The 20499-nt window shown below is 46.8% G+C and carries 19 protein-coding genes; 12 read left to right on the top strand and 7 right to left on the bottom strand.

Annotation, left to right across the window (positions count from 1 at the left end):
* Positions 1–223: 223 nt before the first annotated feature.
* Positions 224–1843, top strand: a complete 1620-nt coding sequence (locus QN395_RS16940) for an FMN-binding glutamate synthase family protein (RefSeq protein WP_416200119.1) — start codon at positions 224–226, stop codon at positions 1841–1843.
* Between the two features lie 366 nt (positions 1844–2209).
* Entirely contained in the window at positions 2210–3160 is a 951-nt protein-coding gene (locus QN395_RS16935; protein WP_322119794.1) for a MurR/RpiR family transcriptional regulator, read from the top strand.
* 44 nt (positions 3161–3204) lie between these two features.
* Here the strand turns inward: QN395_RS16935 and QN395_RS16930 are convergent, their stop codons facing one another.
* Together QN395_RS16930 and QN395_RS16925 are read right to left on the bottom strand one after the other, a co-directional pair.
* Positions 3205–4395 (bottom strand): PepSY-associated TM helix domain-containing protein, encoded by a 1191-nt coding sequence (locus QN395_RS16930; RefSeq protein ID WP_322119795.1) that lies wholly within the window; start codon positions 4393–4395, stop codon positions 3205–3207.
* Positions 4396–4434: 39 nt separating this feature from the next.
* Entirely contained in the window at positions 4435–6621 is a 2187-nt protein-coding gene (locus QN395_RS16925) for a TonB-dependent siderophore receptor (protein WP_323492431.1), read from the bottom strand.
* Positions 6622–6750: 129 nt separating this feature from the next.
* On the opposite strand from QN395_RS16925, the gene QN395_RS16920 reads away from it, so the two are divergent.
* The 3 genes from QN395_RS16920 (at position 6751) to QN395_RS16910 (ending at position 9644) form a co-directional block, all read left to right on the top strand.
* A complete protein-coding gene (locus tag QN395_RS16920) occupies positions 6751–7956 on the top strand; it encodes a TIGR03118 family protein (protein WP_323492430.1) in 1206 nt (401 codons plus the stop codon).
* Between the two features lie 25 nt (positions 7957–7981).
* Positions 7982–8962: a DUF6662 family protein gene (locus QN395_RS16915; protein WP_322119798.1), complete on the top strand. Its 981-nt coding sequence runs from the start codon at positions 7982–7984 to the stop codon at positions 8960–8962.
* Between the two features lie 100 nt (positions 8963–9062).
* Positions 9063–9644 carry an FMN-binding protein gene (locus tag QN395_RS16910; RefSeq protein ID WP_322119799.1) on the top strand — a complete coding sequence of 194 codons (582 nt, stop codon included), beginning with the start codon at positions 9063–9065 and terminating at the stop codon, positions 9642–9644.
* Positions 9645–9684: 40 nt separating this feature from the next.
* On the opposite strand, the gene dacB is transcribed toward QN395_RS16910, so the two are convergent.
* The 3 genes from dacB to QN395_RS16895 all read right to left on the bottom strand — a co-directional run bounded on the left by dacB (position 9685) and on the right by QN395_RS16895 (position 12709).
* The gene (dacB, locus tag QN395_RS16905; RefSeq protein ID WP_322119800.1) at positions 9685–11154 is read right to left on the bottom strand and encodes a D-alanyl-D-alanine carboxypeptidase/D-alanyl-D-alanine-endopeptidase; all 1470 of its coding nucleotides are present in this window, start codon (positions 11152–11154) and stop codon (positions 9685–9687) included.
* 401 nt (positions 11155–11555) lie between these two features.
* Positions 11556–12074, bottom strand: a complete 519-nt coding sequence (locus tag QN395_RS16900) for a carboxymuconolactone decarboxylase family protein (RefSeq protein WP_322119801.1) — start codon at positions 12072–12074, stop codon at positions 11556–11558.
* Between the two features lie 86 nt (positions 12075–12160).
* Positions 12161–12709: a peroxiredoxin gene (locus QN395_RS16895; protein WP_322119802.1), complete on the bottom strand. Its 549-nt coding sequence runs from the start codon at positions 12707–12709 to the stop codon at positions 12161–12163.
* 332 nt (positions 12710–13041) lie between these two features.
* On the opposite strand from QN395_RS16895, the gene asd reads away from it, so the two are divergent.
* A complete protein-coding gene (gene asd, locus QN395_RS16890; protein ID WP_322119803.1) occupies positions 13042–13908 on the top strand; it encodes an archaetidylserine decarboxylase in 867 nt (288 codons plus the stop codon).
* A gap of 293 nt (positions 13909–14201) precedes the next feature.
* Here asd and QN395_RS16885 read toward each other — a convergent pair whose 3' ends face one another.
* A complete protein-coding gene (locus QN395_RS16885; RefSeq protein WP_322119805.1) occupies positions 14202–14855 on the bottom strand; it encodes a hypothetical protein in 654 nt (217 codons plus the stop codon).
* Positions 14856–15226: 371 nt separating this feature from the next.
* Here QN395_RS16885 and hemP point away from each other — a divergent pair, with 371 nt between their 5' ends.
* The 5 genes from hemP (at position 15227) to bfr (ending at position 17781) form a co-directional block, all read left to right on the top strand.
* Positions 15227–15436, top strand: coding sequence for a hemin uptake protein HemP (hemP, locus tag QN395_RS16880; protein WP_322119806.1), 210 nt, complete (start codon positions 15227–15229; stop codon positions 15434–15436).
* Between the two features lie 117 nt (positions 15437–15553).
* The gene (locus QN395_RS16875; RefSeq protein ID WP_322119807.1) at positions 15554–15871 is read left to right on the top strand and encodes a hypothetical protein; all 318 of its coding nucleotides are present in this window, start codon (positions 15554–15556) and stop codon (positions 15869–15871) included.
* A 105-nt stretch (positions 15872–15976) separates the two neighbouring features.
* Positions 15977–16216, top strand: a complete 240-nt coding sequence (locus QN395_RS16870) for a (2Fe-2S)-binding protein (protein ID WP_322119809.1) — start codon at positions 15977–15979, stop codon at positions 16214–16216.
* A gap of 43 nt (positions 16217–16259) precedes the next feature.
* Positions 16260–16940, top strand: coding sequence for a TonB family protein (locus QN395_RS16865; RefSeq protein ID WP_323492429.1), 681 nt, complete (start codon positions 16260–16262; stop codon positions 16938–16940).
* Between the two features lie 364 nt (positions 16941–17304).
* Positions 17305–17781, top strand: a complete 477-nt coding sequence (gene bfr, locus QN395_RS16860) for a bacterioferritin (protein ID WP_322119811.1) — start codon at positions 17305–17307, stop codon at positions 17779–17781.
* A gap of 146 nt (positions 17782–17927) precedes the next feature.
* Here bfr and QN395_RS16855 read toward each other — a convergent pair whose 3' ends face one another.
* Positions 17928–18536, bottom strand: coding sequence for a glutathione S-transferase C-terminal domain-containing protein (locus tag QN395_RS16855; protein ID WP_322121625.1), 609 nt, complete (start codon positions 18534–18536; stop codon positions 17928–17930).
* Between the two features lie 309 nt (positions 18537–18845).
* Between QN395_RS16855 and purB the strand changes: the two genes are divergently transcribed.
* Positions 18846–20273, top strand: coding sequence for an adenylosuccinate lyase (gene purB, locus QN395_RS16850; protein ID WP_322119813.1), 1428 nt, complete (start codon positions 18846–18848; stop codon positions 20271–20273).
* The last annotated feature ends 226 nt before the right edge of the window (positions 20274–20499 follow it).

Raw genomic sequence — 20499 nt, 5'->3', positions numbered from 1 at the left:
ACGACATCGGAAAATTTTACAAATTGTTTCAATTAAGCCTCAAATTAGGACAAAAATAATGCAATTCAATTGCGTTAAAAAAACGAATAATATGAATTAATATTGGCAAAGCACAAGCGCTCTGCAGATACTATTGCATCCCTCTTGCGAAGCAGTCCAACCCATTTTCTTGCTCCGTTGTACACTCCGATGCGATACCACCGAGTTCATTTTGGAGACGAAGATGCACCTTGCGCGTTACCTCACCCTGATTACTGTCAGCGTTATATTTTTGTTGTCGATCTTAATGATCGATTTGTTCCATACGGGTTGGTGGTTGCTGGTATTGTCCGGCGCACTGACCGCGGTTGGGATTGCCGATCTGGTGCAAACCAAACGCTCGATCTTGCGCAACTATCCGATCATTGCGCACTTCCGTTTTATCTTCGAGGCGATCCGTCCGGAAATACGTCAGTATTTTTTGGAGGAAGATAGCGCTGCCAATCCGTTCTCACGCAACCAGCGCTCTATCGTTTATCAAAGGGCAAAACAAGATTTAGATAAGCGCCCTTTTGGTACGCAGCTCGATCTGTATCAGGCTGGTTATGAATGGATCAATCACTCCATCGCACCGAGCAAAGTCGGCTCTTACGATTTCCGTATCACCATCGGTGCCGATCGCTTGCAGCCGTATTCGGCTAGCGTCTTTAATATCTCGGCTATGAGTTTTGGTGCCTTGTCTGCCAATGCAATCCGCGCTTTAAATCAAGGTGCGCAAAAAGGTGGATTTATGCATGACACAGGCGAAGGCAGTATCAGCCGCTATCATCGCCCCGCAGACAACAATGATCCCGGCGGCGATTTAGTGTGGGAAATTGGCTCGGGTTATTTTGGTTGTCGCAACGAGCATGGCAGTTTTTCGGAAGAACGCTTTGTCGCCAGTGCCACGCTGGTGCAAGTCAAAATGATCGAGCTGAAATTATCGCAAGGTGCCAAGCCCGGACATGGCGGCTTGCTCCCCGGTGCTAAAGTAACGATAGAAATTGCCGAGGCACGCGGTGTGCCCGCCGGAACGGATTGCGTATCGCCAGCCTCGCATTCCGCTTTTTCTACACCAACCGAGATGCTGTATTTCATCGATAAGTTACGCAATTTATCTGGCGGAAAACCGACTGGTTTTAAATTTGCTGTCGGCCATCCTTGGGAATTTTTTGGGATTGTGAAGGCAATGCTGGCGACTGGCATCACGCCCGATTTTATTGTGGTGGATGGCGGCGAAGGCGGGACAGGCGCAGCGCCAATTGAGTTCACCGATCATGTCGGCGTACCTTTGCAAGAGGCGCTGCTGTTGGTACACAACACGCTAGTCGGCACCAACTTGCGCGAAAAAATTAAAATCGGTGCCTCCGGCAAAATCATCACCGCATTTGATATTGCGCGGACTTTGGCGCTGGGTGCTGACTGGTGCAATTCTGCCCGCGGCTTTATGTTTGCGCTAGGTTGCATTCAATCACAAAGCTGTCATACCGACCGCTGTCCTACGGGTGTGGCAACCCAAGATCCACTGCGCCAACGTGCCTTGTTTGTGCCGGACAAGGCAGAACGTGTAATGCATTTCCATCAAAATACTCTAAAAGCCTTGGCAGAACTGATCGCGGCAACGGGATTAAATCATCCCTCCGAATTACGTCCGTATCATTTGGTACGCAGGGTGTCGTCCGATCAGGTCAAACTGGTATCAGCGCTACTGCCTTACTTAAACCCAGGCGATCTGCTGGATGAATCCCGTCTGAGCGAGCGCCCAGAAGTCTTTGCCACCTACTGGCCACTGGCGCAGGCGGAGTCTTTTCATCCTATTAAATAAATATACTCCCCCTGTTTTTATAGTAAATATGGCTTACCCTCCTTATACTCTATGGACATCCAAAATATACACATGACAGTATATTTAGGATGTCCGATTAATGCGACGAAAACAAAGCTCGCTGATCAAGCAAATAATTAATATTATTTTTCATATATTCAAAATTTAAGAATAAAATTCTGCTAACTTTAGTTAGAATCGTTAGTGGCTAAATTTTATTTGCTTTAAATTTGATTAAGACCAAAACTTGGGCTTTGTTTGATCTCTCAACCAGAGAAACTCAAATTTGACCGAATCTATCTCTTTCCAATTTAAATCGACGAAATTACATTGATCTTCCACTCCCTAAAAATATAACCGCCGACCATGAACCGTCCTGACACTCAAGCACTAGGTGGTACTGTTAATACCCGCATCGGCAAGGTGTATATGCATTTATCTAAATCGCATAGAAAAACTGCTGATTATGTATTGTCCAATGTGTTTCGCTCGGCGACGATGTCGATTGATGAACTGGCCAACGCGGTTGGGATTTCGGTAGCAACAGCCAACCGTTTTGCACGTGCTTTAGGGTTTGATGGTTACCCGCAATTTCGCTCGGAACTGGTATACGGTTTTGAAGCCATGCTGGCACCGATTGATAATCTGCGTAACGAAGTGCAGCGCGCAGCCACCAGCACCGAAGTCATCGCCAGATCGCTAAATGAAGACATCAGTAATCTGGAAAACACGCGCCGCGCCTTGGTGCCTGAAATGTGTAATCAGGCAGTCAAAATGATTACCAATGCCGAGCGTATTTACATCGTCGGTTACGGCGCCAGCGCCTTCCTCGGCGGATTGATGGCACATGGACTGGAGCCATTTTGCAAAACGATCCAATGCACGATTGGCTCGGGCGGCCCATCCCATGTGGCACGACAACTATTTAAATATACTGAGCGCGATCTGGTGATCGGCATCACCTTCCCACGCTATGCAGAAGACGTCATTACGCTGCTACAACAAGTGCGCGAAAAAGGTGTTCCGATTTTAGGATTAACCGATGCACCGCGCTCGCCACTGGCATCTATCGCTAATCTGACATTGTTTGCGCAAACTACCCGACAACTATCACCCAACTCCGAAGGTGCCGCCCTCTGTCTGATCGAAGCAATTTGCAGCGCCGTTGCACACCAATCTAAATCCCCCGTGCATGCCGCATCGGAGATGACTAAATTTATGCTGCCGTGGATGTATCAAGAACCACAAGCATCAGTACGCAAGCCTAGTATTAGTGCGGACGAGCCAGCCAAAGATGCGACTAAACACCTGGCTTAGTTTAAGTAAATATATTGGGTTCTTGCATCAACTGAAGGATATGACTACCGGATGTTTCTGGCTCGTCGCTTTTTAATCCAGATCAATACGCCGGTGACGCTAAGCATCGCTACGACCAGCCCCATGATTGAGATAAAGATGCGTCCACTCAGGCCCAAGATGCGACCGGAATGTAATGGGAATTGCGCTTGCAGGAAGATGTCTCCTGCACTGCCGCTACCGGGGATTTTCGCTCCGGCTGAATGACCATCGCTGCCATCAAAATACAGCCATGCATTACCCAGGCCGCCATCGCCATGATCGTTTCCGGCTTCAAAAAATCCAACCCCATAAACGCCAAAAGCGGGCGAATAAAATACACCACCCGCTGGCAAAGTCCAGCCTCGCTGTTGCGCCTCGGTTTGGGCTAGTTGCATGACTTGTTCGCGGCTGAGCAAAGGCAACACGGGGCGATCTGGCGCTTGTGGTACACGCGTCGCAAAAACATCTGCACTCAGGGGTGAAAACAATTGTACAAGCGGGCGAACCACCTGGCTGTTGAGATTCATCGATACCGAGGTAATCGCGAGCACCAGTAACAGCAACCAGACCCAGACGCCGCCAGAACGGTGTAAATCAAAATTCAGTTTGTGTCCGCCTTGCCGCCAGCGAAACGCCAGTGATTTGCGCCAGCTGCGCCAGTTTGGAAAAGACAAGTACAGCGCAATAAAACAATCCAGCACCCACACCATGCCTATGATGCCCATCAGCCAGATACCTAACTCTATGCCTCCGACATTGGGAATATGCATGGTGTAGTGCAGTTTGTATAAAAATGGCAGGAGGTTTTCCCGGCTCAGCGAAATCTCTCCCCATTGACGCTTGCCTTGTATTTCGCCACTGACCGGATCAACCGCAATCTGATTAAAACCGAGTTCATACGGCTTGCCAGTGACAGGATTAATTTTGCCCTCTACCGACATCTGTACGGTATGTCCTGGCTCTGCCTCATTTAGTACATAGGTCACCCAGATTGCAGGATCGCTGGCCTCTACCCTATTTGCCAGCTCCAATCCCGACAACATCTTCGTACCGTCGTTTTTCTCCGCGCTACGGGCGTGAAATAACCGCGGATTGAGCAAGGCATCCAGCTCATGATCCCATGAGATAAAAGCACCCGTCAGGCCAGAAATAAATAAAAAAATTGCCACCGCCAGTCCAAACCAGCGGTGCAATAGTACAAACAAAGGGCGCATGAACATGGCTTATGTATGAATCAATATGAAGAATACGACTCAATATTTCCAGTTAATCGCCACACTGCCATTGCGCGGCGCTGCGTAATAGCCCTGACTCCAATACAAACTGGTCAGATATTGTTGATTGCCGATATTGTTCAAGTTGGCAGAAATACTCAGCTTAGGGTTCACGTCGTAACGTGCCATCAGATTGACGACGGCATAGCTAGCCTGACGAATCACAATGCCGGCACCTTCATCGCGGAAAGTATCTGCTTGCCAATTCATGCTGGCACCCACTTTTGCCTGCGTCAAGAAAGGTAGTTGGTAGGTGCTTGATACACGGAATAATTTTCTCGGCACATAGGTTTTGACATCCTGCCCATCGCTACCTTTGAGCGTCAACTGCGTATAGCCTGCACTGACTTGCCATCCCTTGGCAATCTCACCAGAAGCATCCAGCTCCAGCCCTTGTGACTCGGCATCAATCCCTTTGTAATAGGCTTTAGCACCGACATAGCCCGCCTGCTCCGCTGCATTGTTTTGCTGCGTCTTGAAGAGCGCGGCAGATAGATTGAGTTTGCGATCAAACAATTCGGTTTTAAATCCAAGCTCATCACTCTTGCCCTTGACTGGATCGAGGGTCTTACCATTGATATCAATTTCGCTTTGCGGATTAAAAATTTCTGTATGGCTGGCATAGATTGATGCGTTAGGCGCTATGTCGTACACCAAGCCCAAATAAGGCGTCGTGTTACGGGCAGATTTTTGACTGCTGACGCCATAAGCAAATCCCGTGCTGTCGGCTTTGGTGACATTGACACCGGCTATGAGCTTAAATTGATCCGCCAGATTGATGCGCGACGCAAGGAATACCGTTTGCTGCTTATCTTCATAAGCACTGCCCTCAATCGAGGCATTAAAAGCAGGTTCAGGATAATTGCCAGTCCAGTTGCTGATATCAGGTAAGGCCGTTCCAATCCCTACCCCATAATGCGATATATCATCCATCTTCGATTTAGACCAGTTGACACCAAAACTAAGGTCATGCTGACGTCCGGCAAAATTGAATTTGCCCGACGCTGCCACATCAAATAATGTCTGCGTATTGTCCGAGTTATACAAAGATGGGTAGCTATATAAACCCAATCCAGTGCTGCGATCCGGCGTGCCATAAACGTAAAACAGCTTAGAATCTGCGGTGGATTTATTACGGCTGAATGCCGCCTTAATTTGCCAGTCATTATTCAACTGATGACTGAGCTCCACAAAGCTGCGGTCGTCCTGTGTCACCCAACGCGACCAGTCTGCCGCGGTGCTGGTAGAAATCCGGTAATTCGTTGGGCTGCCATCGGTGTAATACAGAGGTAGTGCACCCCACATGCCGCCTTTTGCATCACTCTTTTGATGAGAATGCCCGATACTTAATACCGTCGCATCGCCCAGATTTGCCTCAACAATGCCGTAAAAAACGGTCTTCTCCGGCGAGTAACGATCCAGGTAAGAATCACCTGCCTGCTTTGCCACAACAAAGCGGCCAGCCACTGTACCAGCGGCATTCAACGCACCGGAAATATCTGCATCTACACGGCGTGTATTCCACGATCCCAGCGTTAAACCCGTCGATGCCTGGAACTGGTATGTCGGATGCTTACGAATAAAGTTGACCGTCGCAGATGGATTACCGGTTGCCGACATCAAACCATTTGCGCCACGCACTATATCGATACGATCATAGATCGCAGTATCGATATCCCCCGTCACATTGCCGGAAGTGAATGGCACGCCTATGCCGTCGTATTGAAAATTGGTGATATCAAAACCACGCGCCATGTAATAAGTGCGATCGGTTTCTACTTTTTCTACTGACACACCAGTCGTGTTGCCAAGCACATCGTTGATATTGACTTGCTTAAAGTCATCCATTTTAGCGCGTGTGACAACGGAGACGGATTGCGGAGTTTCGCGCAAAGATAAATCAAGTCTGGTCGCCGAATTACTTTTACGCGCTGTATACGCACCGGTTTTCTCTGTACTTTGCTCGTTGCCTGAGACACCTTTCACTACCACTTCTGGTAATTCAGTTGCCGGATTACCAGCATCTGCTATCTCACCGGAAAAGGCGATCGCCGGGTAAATCAGCGCTATCGCCGTCGATAGAGCAAGTGATAGTGGTTTCAAGCTAAATAAGTTTTGATGTGCAAAAGAAGACAAATAGCGAACTTTACGAGCTTTATCAAACATAAGAAATTCCCACAAAAGTAAAAAAATATGTTCCGCATTGTACGTAGATCAAATATTAATTGCAAACGATAATGAGAACGATTATTATTTAATAATGATATTAATATTACAAAACGACAAGGGAATAACATGCAACGTAGGGCATTCTTAAAAACCAGTGCAATCGTGAGTTCTTCACTCTGGTTAAGTGGTTGTGGTGGTGGCGGCAGCGGCGAAACCGTATCGGTCGCAAACTCCTATAAGCAAACTAATCTGGTTGCCAACTCGGCTAAATACGCGCCGCAAATTGTCGAGCCAGAGCTGGTTGACGCCTGGGGTCTGGCTATTCGCCCGGCGGGTGCGGGTGGCCATTTCTGGGTTACTGGCATGGGTAACTCCTTCGAATATCTAGGTGATGTAGGCGGCAAACCCCTAATGACGGATAGCTTAAAAAAAGTTGCCCTGCCCGCATCAGGCGAAAATGGTGGCGCAGGTAATGGCGTCGTCTTCAATGGTGGCAACAATTTTGTGATTACCCAAGATCATCCCAATGGCGCAATTACAGGCCCGGCCAAATTCATTTTTGTGTCCGACAACGGTGTCTTATCTGCCTGGACAGAGCGCAAATTAGCGGATGGCAGCTTTGATCGCTCAGGTGATGCACTGTCTATGGTTGACTATGGCGATCAAGGCAGTTCTTTTTTTGGTTTGGCGATCAATCCAGCAGAAGATCAATTGTTCGTCGTCGATTTTGGTGCCAATCCCACCCCGACAATCCGTATTTTCAACACCAGCTTCCAGGAAGAAGCATTGGGCGGTCGTTTTGCCAATCCGTTTATTGCAACAAGTGGTTTTAAGGTCGGCGATCTGGTGCCGTTTAATATTCAAACGGTGACATATGCAGGCAAGACCTCGGTATTCATCGCGTATGTCAACACCCAAGAAGATCCCGATAATAAAGGTGCGTTATTGCCTGCTGTAGAGAGCTCGGGACGCGGACGTGGACGGCTGGTGGAGTACAGCGTCACAGGGCAACAAATTGCAGTCTGGGATGACCGCGGCGTGCTGAACGGCCCTTGGGCGGTGGTTGCAGCACCAGCAAATTTTGGTCCGTTCTCCAATCAACTCATCGTCGGTAATTTTTCCGACGGGACATTGGTTGGCTTTAATACGACGACTAAGCGCGCCACTGAATACATGCGAGATACCAAGGGCAATGTCATCAAAATACAAGGCTTGTGGAATATCTTGTTCGGTAACGGGCAAAGCTTGGGGGACAGTAATGCACTGTATTTCTCTGCGGGCCCCGCGGATGAAACCGACGGCCTATTCGGCTCCTTGCGCTTTGCTGGCTGATCCCACACTCCTTTTAAATTCCCATATGAAAAATCTCCAACATAATTTGCGATCCTCGTCATTCACACTGATGGCATTCCTCGCAGGCAGTTTTTTAGTCACTCCAGCCGTTCACGCTGGCGAAGCAATCTTCACTAATACTTATTTGGCCGAAACTTTGCCAGAGGGTGCAAAAGAAGTAGAACAATGGGTCACATTCCGCACTAAACGCTCCCAAGGTACTTACCAACTCTCCCAGACTCGTACTGAATTTGAATACGGCGTGACTGACCGCTGGACTGTGTCGTTATACGCCAATGCTTACTCAGTCAAAGCACAAAATAACAACTCGACAGCTTCACGCAATAACTATACGACAGTAGGCGATGGCGACGAGGTCTCCGGTGGTGGACCCGTAACTGCTGGCCCCTATGTACCTTTTGCCGAGATATTGCCGCTGCCCTCCTCCTTATACAAAAAATCTGATTTTGAAAGTATGTCTGTAGAGTCCATCTATCAATTTTTAAGTCCTTACAAAGACCGAATTGGATTGGCCGGCTATGTAGAAGCAACATTAGGCGAGAAGACGGAAGAGCTGGAATTAAAACTACTGCTACAAAAAAATCTGTTGGAAGACGATCTAATTCTTGCCGCCAACGTGGCCGTCGAATTAGAGCGCGAAAAATGGTCTGGGGTCAACGTAGATAAAGAAACTAAGCTCGAAATCAGTGGAGGAGCGTCGTATCGATTTGCACCTGGCTGGCGCGCGGGACTAGAGATCCGGAATGAAAGAGTATGGGAAGGTGACTATACATTCAGCAAAAGTAAACGTGATTATTCTGCCTGGTTTGCGGGCCCCAGCATTCACTACGCAGGAAAGAAATTCTTTGTCACGGCTGGCTACATGCAACAAATGCCTTGGGCAACAGCTTATTCCCTCGCCGCCAAGGACGAATTGGTTGATGGTCGCGTTTATAAATCTAGCGAACGTCATATAGTTCGCATTATGGCCGGGCTATCTTTTTAATTTTACTAATTTTTACTGACTTTTAAAGTTTACGGACTTTCAAAACGTATCTAAGCGTCAGCGTTTGTGAATCTTAGAACGCTGACGCGCGGATTAAACAATGAACACAATAGTGAAGCCAGTCCTGTCGCCCAAGCAATGGATACTGCTACCAACCCTAGTAATAACCTCGATTGCTCAACCTGCATATGCGGTGCAATATCACACTCAAGAGCAAGTACAGCATGTGTTATTTCCACTCGCCACTGAGTACAAAGAAAAAGGTTTTTTACTGACACAGGCGCAACGTAAAGCAATCGCAAACAATGCCAATGTGCGAGTGCGGGATTCACAAATACGTTTGTGGGAGGCGCATTCTGCACAAGGCTTACAAGGCTACATTCTGATTGATGAAGTCACCGGCAAGCATGATGCAATTACCTATGCAGTTGCCATTTCTACTCAAGGGAAATTACTCGGTGTCGAAATTATGGACTATCGCGAACTGTACGGCGAACACGTTCGTGATCAACGTTGGCGGGCCCAGTTTGTAGGAAAAAGCGTCGCAGACCCCATTAAATTAGACGAGGATATTAAAAATATCAGCGGGGCAACCCTATCATGCAGTCATGTGACAGATGGCGTGCGCCGCTTGGTGGCAACGTTTGAAGTGGCGATTAAAACAAATGATCACGCAGGATAGAGATGCGACAAAATTACTTTACACTCGTGTAACCATGGACTTACAGCGCAATCGACAAAATCAATTCATCCAGAACGGGACGCGCCCTGTCGGCTTTTTTATCGTTAATAATGGCAACGATAATCCACAGTTTGTCTTGTCTGTCTTTGACATAGCCAGCGATCGCTACCGCATCTTTTAAACTACCTGTTTTAATACGCGCCCTTCCGTCTAATGCGCTGTCTTTCAGACGTTTTCGCATGGTGCCGTCAACTGCGACGATGGGAAAACTGCTCGCAAATTCCGGGAACCAATTGCTGCGTGCCGCTACTTGCAATAAGCCAGCTAACTGTTTTGGACTTATTTTTTCTGCGCGGGATAAGCCAGAACCATTGTCAAGAATTAGACCCTCCGTACCAATACCCTGTCTTACAAACCACCGGCGTATATGTGCATCTGCCGCCTGCGCACTGGTTGCATAATTTTTAGCATCAGAAAACTCTACTCCCAAAGTCAGATATAGCAGACGTGCCATTAGATTATCTGATTGTTTGTTGACGATCTTGATGGTATCGGCGAGCGTTTCTGACTGCCGCTCGACCAACACATTCGCAGTAGCTGGCGTTATACCCTCTTTGGCGTGGCCAATCCAGGTGCCGTCCAGTTCTTGCCACAATTGCCGGATCAGATGTTCGATATAGCGATTGCGATCAAGCAGATTGGTGTATTTGGTCGCTTTGCAATTACGTGGAAAACTTCCAGAAAACGTGATGCTAGTCGTATAGTTACTATCGGTTTCTACCGTAGGCGGCATCCAGGTATTGTCCCAACTAGCGCATGGTTTGTTGTCCAGACGCAGCTGATTTTTAATCACTACTTGAGCCATCGGAGGTGAGCTTTGTAATTTGATGCTGTCTGTGCTGGACTCAATATCGAAGGTCGACAAATTACCGTTCACCAGCAACGCATCCGGTATCACGTTGTAATAGGTATCCGGTTTTTCATCAAATTGCACTGCATCGGTATCCATACGACTTGGCTGAAAATAATGGCGATCCAGCACAATATCACCGACGATATTGCGCACACCCTGCGACCGCAAACTACGCAACATGAATGCTAATTTATCCCAGGTAAAGTTGGGATCACCTCCGCCACGCAGATAAATATCTCCAAATAATCCGCCATTTAAATCGCCTGGCAATCCACCTTGTTTGATCGGCGTCTCACTGAGAATTTGTGTTTTCCAGCGAAACGTCGGCCCCAATTCTTCCAGTGCGACAAGTGTCGTCACCAATTTAATCGTAGAGGCCGGACTGACAGGCGTATCAGCAAATTGCGCCATTGTCGCAGGGCCGCCGCTGGCAGGCATTACGACAATACCCAGAGCAGTCGAAGGTATTCCTGCTTTTTTTAAAGCAAGCTCCACCGCCGTAGGCAAGGGACTTTGCGCCGCTGCAGAAATACAGAAAAAAGCGAGTGACGCTGCTACTAACTTGGAGATCGCATCAGGGCTAAATAATCGTGGCATCGAAAAACAAAAAGACTTTGGCATTGGCGGTAGTGGTGAACTGTGTTGGACTAACTTATTGGACTAACTTATTGGACTAACTTCACGGACTTGCTTATTGGACTCACCTACCGGATTAGCTTATTTTTCAAAAAAATAAAACAAACTGCATCGAGTGATTAAACTCAAACATCAACATACATGGTAAGGCAGATTTCTCCTGCGTTTAGCAGAAATGCCCAGAGACAGATTCTACCTATACAAAGCTGACGGCTCCGTCCAATCATGGGGATTTTTTGATTCTGCTTGTAACAAGGCTTGGCAACTGTCCAGATGAATTGGGATAACACGTATGTAGAACTCCTGTGCCAAATAAAAAGGCAGCCATATCGGCTGCCATTTTTATTTATAAAACCAACTAATTACTCAGCGGCAATCACCAAAGCAGCGGCATTAATGACGGCGGCAATACGGCCAACATCACGCAACTGTACGGCGGACATGCCTTCTTTTTTCAGCAATTCAAAATGTGATTTCACACAGAAATGACATTTGCCGACGATTGAGGCTGCCAGTGCGTACATTTCGAAACGGCGCTTATCTACGCCGCCATTGGTGGCGTAAGCGTTCATACGGAGTTGCGCCGGTTGCGTCTTCAAATCTGCATCATCGGCCATCTCCAGATAGGGATACCAGATGTTGTTCATGCCCATCAAGGCAGATGCAGTCAGCGCTGCATTGAGTTCTTCTGGCGTAATCGCGCCACTGCCTTTGATGGCATCGATGATGAACTTGCTTTTTGCAGCAAATGCAGCGGCCAGAGCGACACCGACTGCATCATTGCCTTCCAAACTGGAGCGGGCGATTGTGCCATCAATGTTCAGACGAATGTCTTTCGCATAATCGGGAATGGCATTTTTAATTAAATTAAGAAATTCCATAGTATTTTCCTATTATTCAATGATTTTAAAACCCGCCGCAGCGGGTTTTATTGATGACCGTGGACGCAGAGATGTCCTCGTTCAATTTACAGTGTAGAACCGCCAACTGTGCGATTGCATGGGCACAGCTCATCTGTTTGCAGACCATCCAGAATACGCAGGATTTCTGTCGGGTTACGGCCAACGTTCAGATTATTGACAGAAACGTGTTGAATGACATTGTCTGGATCAACGATGAAAGTAGCGCGCAAAGCAACGCCAGCGTTGACATCACGTACACCCAGCATGTCTACCAAAGAACCTGTGGAATCACCGAAAGAGTAGTGATTCAATTTGTCCAGATCTTTGTGCTCACGACGCCATGCCAATTTGCAGAATTCGTTATCAGTAGAACCGCCCAGCAAAATCGCATCACGATCAGCGAAGTCATTTGTCAGTTTGCCGAATTCAACGATTTCTGTCGGGCAGACAAATGTGAAATCTTTTGGGTAGAAGTAGATGATTTTCCATTTACCTGGGAAGGAAGCTTCAGTAATCGTTTCGAAAGCGGATACGCCGTTTTCTTCATGATGGTTAAAACCTGGCTTAGCTGCTGGTACGCTGAATGCGTCGAGTTTTTGACCTACAGTTTTCATAACTTTCTCCTGATTGGTAGTGTAAAAAATGTCTAAACGAAATGATTTAGTCATCGTGCGCCGCAGCATATCACTATGAATTTTAAATATCCAATAGATTTTAACTAAACATCAATTAGCTAAAACGTATGTAATGTTAGGCACGCCACAAGACATGCGCGTGACAATCTCTTGGCATCAGAGGAATCATTTTCCAGGTGCTTAAAAACAAAAATCATACGGATGACGGTTTACGCGAAGCTGACTTTAGATTAAGTTGTGCTCACTTTATGCTCACTTACAACGCAGTCACCGCTATAATCCCCCATCTTATTTGCTATGGTTGATTTATCGTGCCTGATCGTCTCGCCGTCTTATTACAATATTTACTGCCGAAAAAGGCGATTACCGAGTTTGGTAGCCATGTTGCCAATGCCAAAGCGGGTCGCATCACCACAGGCATCATTCGCTGGTTTGTCGGTAAGTACAAAGTGAATATGAGCGAGGCTGTTAATCCGGATATCAGCAGCTACGCTAGCTTTAATGAATTCTTTACTCGCCCGCTGCGCGATGGCGTGCGCCCTATCGCCGACGCTGCCTGGGTTTGTCCGGTGGATGGCACAATTAGTCAGTTTGGGCCGGTTGCACAGGGGCAAATCTTTCAAGCGAAAGGTCATAGCTATTCTGCGACTGCGCTAGTCGGCGGCGATAGTCAATTAGCGGCAGCTTTCAACAAAGGGAGCTTCGCTACGATTTATCTTAGCCCGCGCGACTATCACCGGATTCATATGCCTTGCGACGGTCGCCTAACGCGCATGATTTACGTGCCGGGTGATTTATTCTCTGTTAATCCGGTGATGGCAGCGGGTGTGCCTGGCCTGTTTGCGCGGAACGAGCGGGTCGTCTGCGTATTTGAATCAGCTCATGGCACGTTTATCCTGACCTTAGTCGGTGCAGCGATCACAGGCAGCATGTCTACCGTCTGGCATGGTGTGGTGAATCCGCCGCGAACCAAACAAGTGCGTGAGTGGACTTATACAGATAAAAATATTCAATTCAAAAAAGGCGAAGAGATGGGGCGCTTCTTGCTCGGCTCTACTGTGGTCTTATTGTTCCCGGAAAATGCGATTGAATTTAATTCTGGCTGGCAATCTGCCGGCGCGGTGAATATGGGAGAAATGATGGGGAATAAGATCAGGGCATCAATCGATCCCTCATAGAACGGCAAGGACTACAAGCTGAGGGATGTAAATAAAAAACTCGTTCATGGGGTCAGCCAAGAACGAGTTTTTTATTTATAGTAGTTAAAATCGAGCAGTAAAACCATAAAAATCAATATACTCCCCTGCTATTTTCAATAAAATGCCTTATAGCCCAATGATTCTCTGGACGTTTAAATATACTCATTGAGAGTATATTTATCAACATGTAAAACTCCAGACCATCCTGCTAACGCTAAGCTACTCAAAAATCGTTAAGCGCATTAAACGCATTAAACCGTAATCACAAGACCTTAAAGTGCAGTCGCTTTGCCGGATGCCAGTGCATCCTGAAAAATGCTGAGCATGCCAGGTACGGCAGCGTTGGCGGCAGCTTCTTCCTGAGTATTTAAGTTCTCCATCTTTTTCCCAAAAGCATCCATTTGCTTACCCATGTCGTCCATCTGCTTGCCAATGGCATCCATCTTTTTGCCCGAGTCAGTCATAAACACAGAAGCTGCCATTTTGATGCCCAAAGCACCCATGCTTGCGCCTTGCGCGCCCATCTCCAGACCTAACTGCGTCATCTGGCCGCTATATAGATAAACGTCTCTAAGCGCATTATTAGCGGCGGTCAATATGGCGGGGTCTTGTACCAGATAAGTTTTGCCTGCTTGTTTAAACCAGAGGAAGTCAATTTTCTTCGATGACTTCAATTTTTCTACTCTTCTAACGTCGCTAGAATCGCAATAAAAGATCGAATCAACCCCAGCTGCGTTGCGCACCAAGGCAAAATTTAAATCGCTCTTTCTATGCTCGATATGGACATGCTTAGAAAGCAATTCTTTACTAATCGTGATGTTGACTGAAGGGCTACTAGAAGACTCGCTCGATGCAGCCCAAGTCGCCTGAGAGTAAGCACATAAGCTGAAAGTAAGTGCGGCAATACTAAGTAACTGGCGGCGCATGATGGCTCCTGAGAATGAAATTATTGTTGAAACTAAGGATGTGAATAAGACTAGCTAGTTGTTGAACACATAGTAACAAGCCATCAAAATTGATCGAAGCAGCATCCGACAAAATGTGGAATATGAGGCATAGAACGACAAAATATTGAGTTATTGACCAACATAGGACTTACGCCCCCTAAAGCATTACAGCGAATAGTCGTACCAAAGTACTGTCGTCATCGCTACGCCTTTGCCGGGACGATTTTGTGTAAGCCTTCAATAAATACAATGCTTGAGATAGGCAATCTCTTTAAAAAAGCTTGCAAATTCTCAATGGCTGGACAATAATCTAAACAAGAATTGTTCTCATTAATATTTGCGGAGGAAAAATGGCTGAATTCTCTTATGCTGACCAAGCTGAAAACAACAGACTTGCATCTAGCCCCGCCAGTGGCAACATCGGTAAAGATGGAAAACAAATCGTCCGTCTTAAAAGTCAGGAACTCATGCATCAGATGCGTGAAGTCGAAATTGATCATGAAGGCAGAATTTATCGCTTACGTGTAACCCAGTTGAACAAATTGATCTTGACGGCGTAATTTAGTTATTAGGCAGTAGTAGATAGCTAACTCAGCATTTCAAGAGTAATTCGATTTAAGCCAGCGATGCCGGACGACATGCAAAGCAAGCCAAGCAAACCTTACGAGGAGCGTTTGATGTTCAGCATAAATCCAGATTTTTTTGAGATTGCCAGCAAACCGGCCCAGCCAGAATTATTAGTCTCTGCCGTGTTGCACCTGATGTCGCATTACACGGTGAGTTCAGTACAAAATAAAGATGGCGGTGCGTGCCTGAAGTTGGCATCGGTAATAGAACGACATTTAAAAGCGCTGGCAGAATTACCTGATCTGGCACCGGTATTAAGAGCCACTTGCCAGCAATTGTCAGAACAATGGGCGGGCTTAGTTGAAAGAAGTTTGCCACCGCAAGGACGAATCAATTTGTTCACGCGTCTGGTGGCAGGTAGCAGGTAGCAGGTAGCGGATAAAAGAATTTTTTACTGACTTATTTGTAGAGAGTTAGTAGAACATTTTGAACTTAGTAGATTCATTTTTACCATTTTATTACCAGAGGTTTTCATGATCGTTTGTGTTTGTAATAACGTCTCTGAAAAGAAAGTGCGCAATGCAGTGGCAGCGGGCTTAACCACGATGTCTGAGCTGCGCACGCATTTAGATGTTGGCACTTGCTGCGGCAAATGCGCCAGTTGCGCGCGTAGTATTCTGCGTGAATGCCAATCATCTGGGGTAGTTTCTTCGATCAACAAAGCGCAACAGCCTCATCCAATACGCTTTCAGCCGCAGGCGCTGGCGGCTTAATATTTGTACGGTAATGCGTAATGCCCAATTAAACGAGATATGAATGTTTAGCAATACCTCAACAATGGTTTCCATGGACTATTCCAATCCAAGTCAACGACCGCTACATCGTATGTTGCCAATCCTTGGCATCGTACTGGCGCACCTCGGATTAATCTATGCGTTGAATGCAGGTTTGCTCAATAACGCGGTGCAGATTCTGCCAAAAGAGCTGATGGTAAGCCTAGTGGCGACGAATGAGCCAGCACCGGAGCAACCGAAACCTAAAATCAGCATGCCTAAACTCATGCCCTACCAAGCTGTTTTCGCGCCGACGCCTGAGGTGATGGTAGCGACGAGTACGGCACCATCAGTTCAGACTACCAACATCCCTCCAACACAAGAACATACCCAAATCGCGGTGGAGACCAGCGCACCAGTCGTTCCGACGACACCTGCATTACCTAAAGTAGTCACCGGGGTGGAATATATACAAGCGCCGCAAGCCGAGTACCCGCCACTGTCCAGAAGAATGGGAGAAGAAGGCAAAGTCGTTTTACGTGTTTTAGTGAACGAAAAAGGGCGTGCAGAAAAAGTGGAGATTCAAAAATCCTCAGGCTCCAATCGCCTTGACGAAGCAGCACGCGTCGCTATCTCGCGCGCCTTGTTTAAACCCTATGTAGAAGACGGCAAACCATTAATGATGCTGGCAACGGCCGTGATTAGCTTCTCACTAAACAGTTAATTTGCGCCCTCGCCTCGCGTCGGATTTGCATCACAGCAAATCTGTTTAATGCCGATATTCATGCCGATATACGCCAGCGCAATCTCCTACATATCAATATACTCCCCGTTATTTTTTATAAAAACATCCTATCGTCCAAATAACATATGGACAATTAAAATATACTCACTATGAGTATAATAAAATTCAGATTTTCTATTAGACCGCTATCACTTCGTAGCAACGTAAATGACATGCATCGTTCAAAGCTATACTTATTACTGTCACAATGAAAAATCTGGGTTAAAAAATCAGAACTAGCGTACAAACGTTGTACATACGCTTATACTGCAAACTCCTGCAAACAAACTATTTCGAGGTCCCAATGAAAGGTGACGCCAAGGTTATTAAGCTGCTCAATGCGCAGCTAACCAATGAACTCAGCGCAATTAATCAATATTTTTTGCATGCGCGTATGTACAAGCATTGGGGTTTTGAAAAAATCGCCAAGAAGGAATATCAAGAATCGATTGGCGAAATGAAACATGCCGATAAATTGATAGACCGTATCCTGATGTTAGGTGGCCTGCCAAACTTACAAGCCTTGCACAAGCTGATGATAGGCGAGGACACGCCAGAGATGCTGCAATGTGATCTGAAGCTAGAAACTGCAGCACAAAAGACCGTTAAAGAAGGTATTGCAACGTGCGAATTAGTTGGCGATTATGTATCGCGCGACTTATTCCAAATGATACTCGACGATACCGAGGAACACATCGATTGGCTGGAGACTCAACAAGAGTTGATCGAAAAAATTGGCCTGCAAAACTATCTGCAAGCGCAAATGCTGGACGCGGAATAAGTTAGTTTTAATAATTTAGTTTTAGGATGTCTTATAGAAACTTGTCGACGGCAGACATTTTTAAACTATAAAAAAAGGAGGTAGAAGCTTAAACGCTTTTACCTCCTTTTTTATACGTGTTTTTTTAACGTAGCTTAGAAACTAGCTCACTGCGGCAGTGACTCTTTAAATGACGGACGCTCCAACAACTTATCAAATAATTTCGCTAAGTTGGGATAATCACCGCGCCAGTCAATCTCTGGGAAGCGGAAACTTAACCAACCCAAGGTGCATGCAACGCTGATATCTGCCAGGGTCAAATGCGTGCCCAGGCAAAAAGGTGCATCGCCCAAGCCCGTGGACATTGATTTTAAGCCTTCTGTCACTTTGCTCATCTGGCGTGCAATCCAATCGGCGCTTTGCAAGGCTTCTGGCCGCTGCGTTTTTTCCAGACGGATTAAAATCGCAGCATCGGCAATTCCATCCGCCACAGCCTCCCAGCATTTGACTTCAGCACGCTCACGTCCGTTGACCGGAATCAGCTTGCCGACAGGCGTCAGGGTATCGAGATATTCAACAATGACGCGCGAATCAAACATAGCGCCGCCATCTTCCATCAACAGGCAAGGTACTTTGCCCAGGGGATTAGATTGCTGGATTGTGGTGTCTGCTGCCCAGACATTTTCCAATACCAACGTGTAGTCGAGCTTTTTTTCCGCCATCACTACGCGGACTTTTCTTACATAGGGACTTCCGAGGGAACCAATCAGTTTCATAGGCACTTTGTGAATTTATTAGGCTAAATTATAGCATTGCCGTCTGTCTATACCCTCAAGGATGCAGATAGACAGTGACTGCAAGACCAGTGTAATGAGTGCGGGCTAGTGGTAAAATCGGGCATTCTGCGCAAAAAATAGCAAAAATCCTTAAGAAATCTGCTGTTTCGGCACCCGAATGACAAAATTGGATTATATCGCCCAGCGCGTCATTTTGTTGTTTTTTGCGCAATGCAATTATCTATTTTTGACGATTCAACCTCCTGTTCTTCGCTTTTTCACCTAATCCGTTACTTCAATCCCAAAATCATGTCTCTTTCCACACTCTCTGCCCTTTCCCCGCTTGATGGCCGTTATGCAAGCAAGGTTAATGCGCTGCGCGCCACTTTGTCCGAATCGGGTTTCATGCATCATCGCGTCAAAGTTGAGGTGTCCTGGTTACAAGCTTTGTCGCAAGCAGGCTTCGCTGAAATCAAACCATTTTCGACCGCGGCTAATGCTTTATTGGAAAAAATCGTCAGCGAATTCTCTGAAGAAGATGCAGCGCGCATCAAAGCGATTGAAGCAATTACCAATCATGACGTTAAAGCAGTGGAATACTGGCTGAAAGAGTCGGTAGGATTACCATTACCAGATAGCTACGGCCATCTGCCAGTACGCGCGCTGGCCATTGATACGGCAATCACACAAGAATTAAAAGCGGCAGCAGAATTTATCCATTTTGCCTGTACCTCAGAGGATATCAACAACACCTCGCACGGCATGATGCTCAAGAGTGCGCGTGACGGCGTCATGCTACCTGCCTTACAAAATCTGATCACACGATTAACAGAGTTAGCACTCACCAACGCCGACGTGCCGATGTTATCCCGCACCCACGGCCAATCTGCCAGCCCGACCACATTAGGCAAGGAAATGGCAAACGTCGTAGCTCGCTTGCAACGCGCTGCGCAACGTATCGCCCAGGTAGAAATCCTTGGCAAAATGAATGGCGCGGTCGGCAACTACAACGCACATTTATCAGCCTACCCCAAGCATGACTGGGAAAGTTTTTCAAAAAACGTAATTGAGCAACGCCTAGGTCTGGTCTATAACCCTTACACCATTCAGATCGAACCGCATGACTATATGGCAGAAATGTTTGATGCCTTTGCACGTGCAAATACGATTTTGCTGGATTTAAATCGTGATATCTGGGGCTACATTTCAGTTGGCTATTTCAAGCAAAAAACTAAGGCGGGCGAAATTGGCTCATCCACCATGCCGCACAAAGTCAATCCGATTGATTTTGAAAATTCCGAGGGTAACTTGGGGTTAGCGAATGCACTACTCAAACATTTGTCTGAAAAACTCCCAGTCTCGCGCTGGCAGCGTGACTTGACGGATTCCACCGTCCTGCGCAACATCGGCGTGGCGCTTGGTTACACCTTACTCGCTTACGATAGCTGCCTGCGTGGCTTAAACAAGCTAGAAACCAATCACGAGCGTTTAGCCAGCGATCTGGATGCAACATGGGAAGTTTTGGCAGAGCCAGTGCAAACGGTGATGCGTCGTTATGGCGTAGAAAATCCTTACGAGCAATTGAAGGAATTGACACGCGGCAAAGGGATTTCTAAAGAGGCTTTGCGAGCGTTTGTCGCCGGTCTGGCAATTCCACAAGAAGCCAAAGATTTGCTGTTAGAAATGACACCAGCAAATTACATCGGTATTGCTGCGAAATTGGCGAAAGCGATTTAGACAGATACGACAAACGGCAAAAAAATGGCGCATATGCAAAAATAATGCGCCATTTTTTATTTTGGCTTTAACCCAGATTTTCTATTCGATCGCTATCGCTTGGGAGAAATACAGGGGACATACATGACTCAAAATAAGTTAGTCCCGATTTCAACCCAGATTTTCCATTGGAACAGCGACAAGTGTGCCTTTGGCGAACTGACTGGCTAGACGCGACGACGACGCA

This window comes from Undibacterium sp. RTI2.2, from assembly GCF_035018705.1.
Taxonomy (GTDB): Bacteria; Pseudomonadota; Gammaproteobacteria; order Burkholderiales; family Burkholderiaceae_D; genus Undibacterium.
The sequence above is the reverse complement of the archived record's forward strand: the minus strand, read 5'-3'. Positions and strand labels throughout refer to the sequence as shown.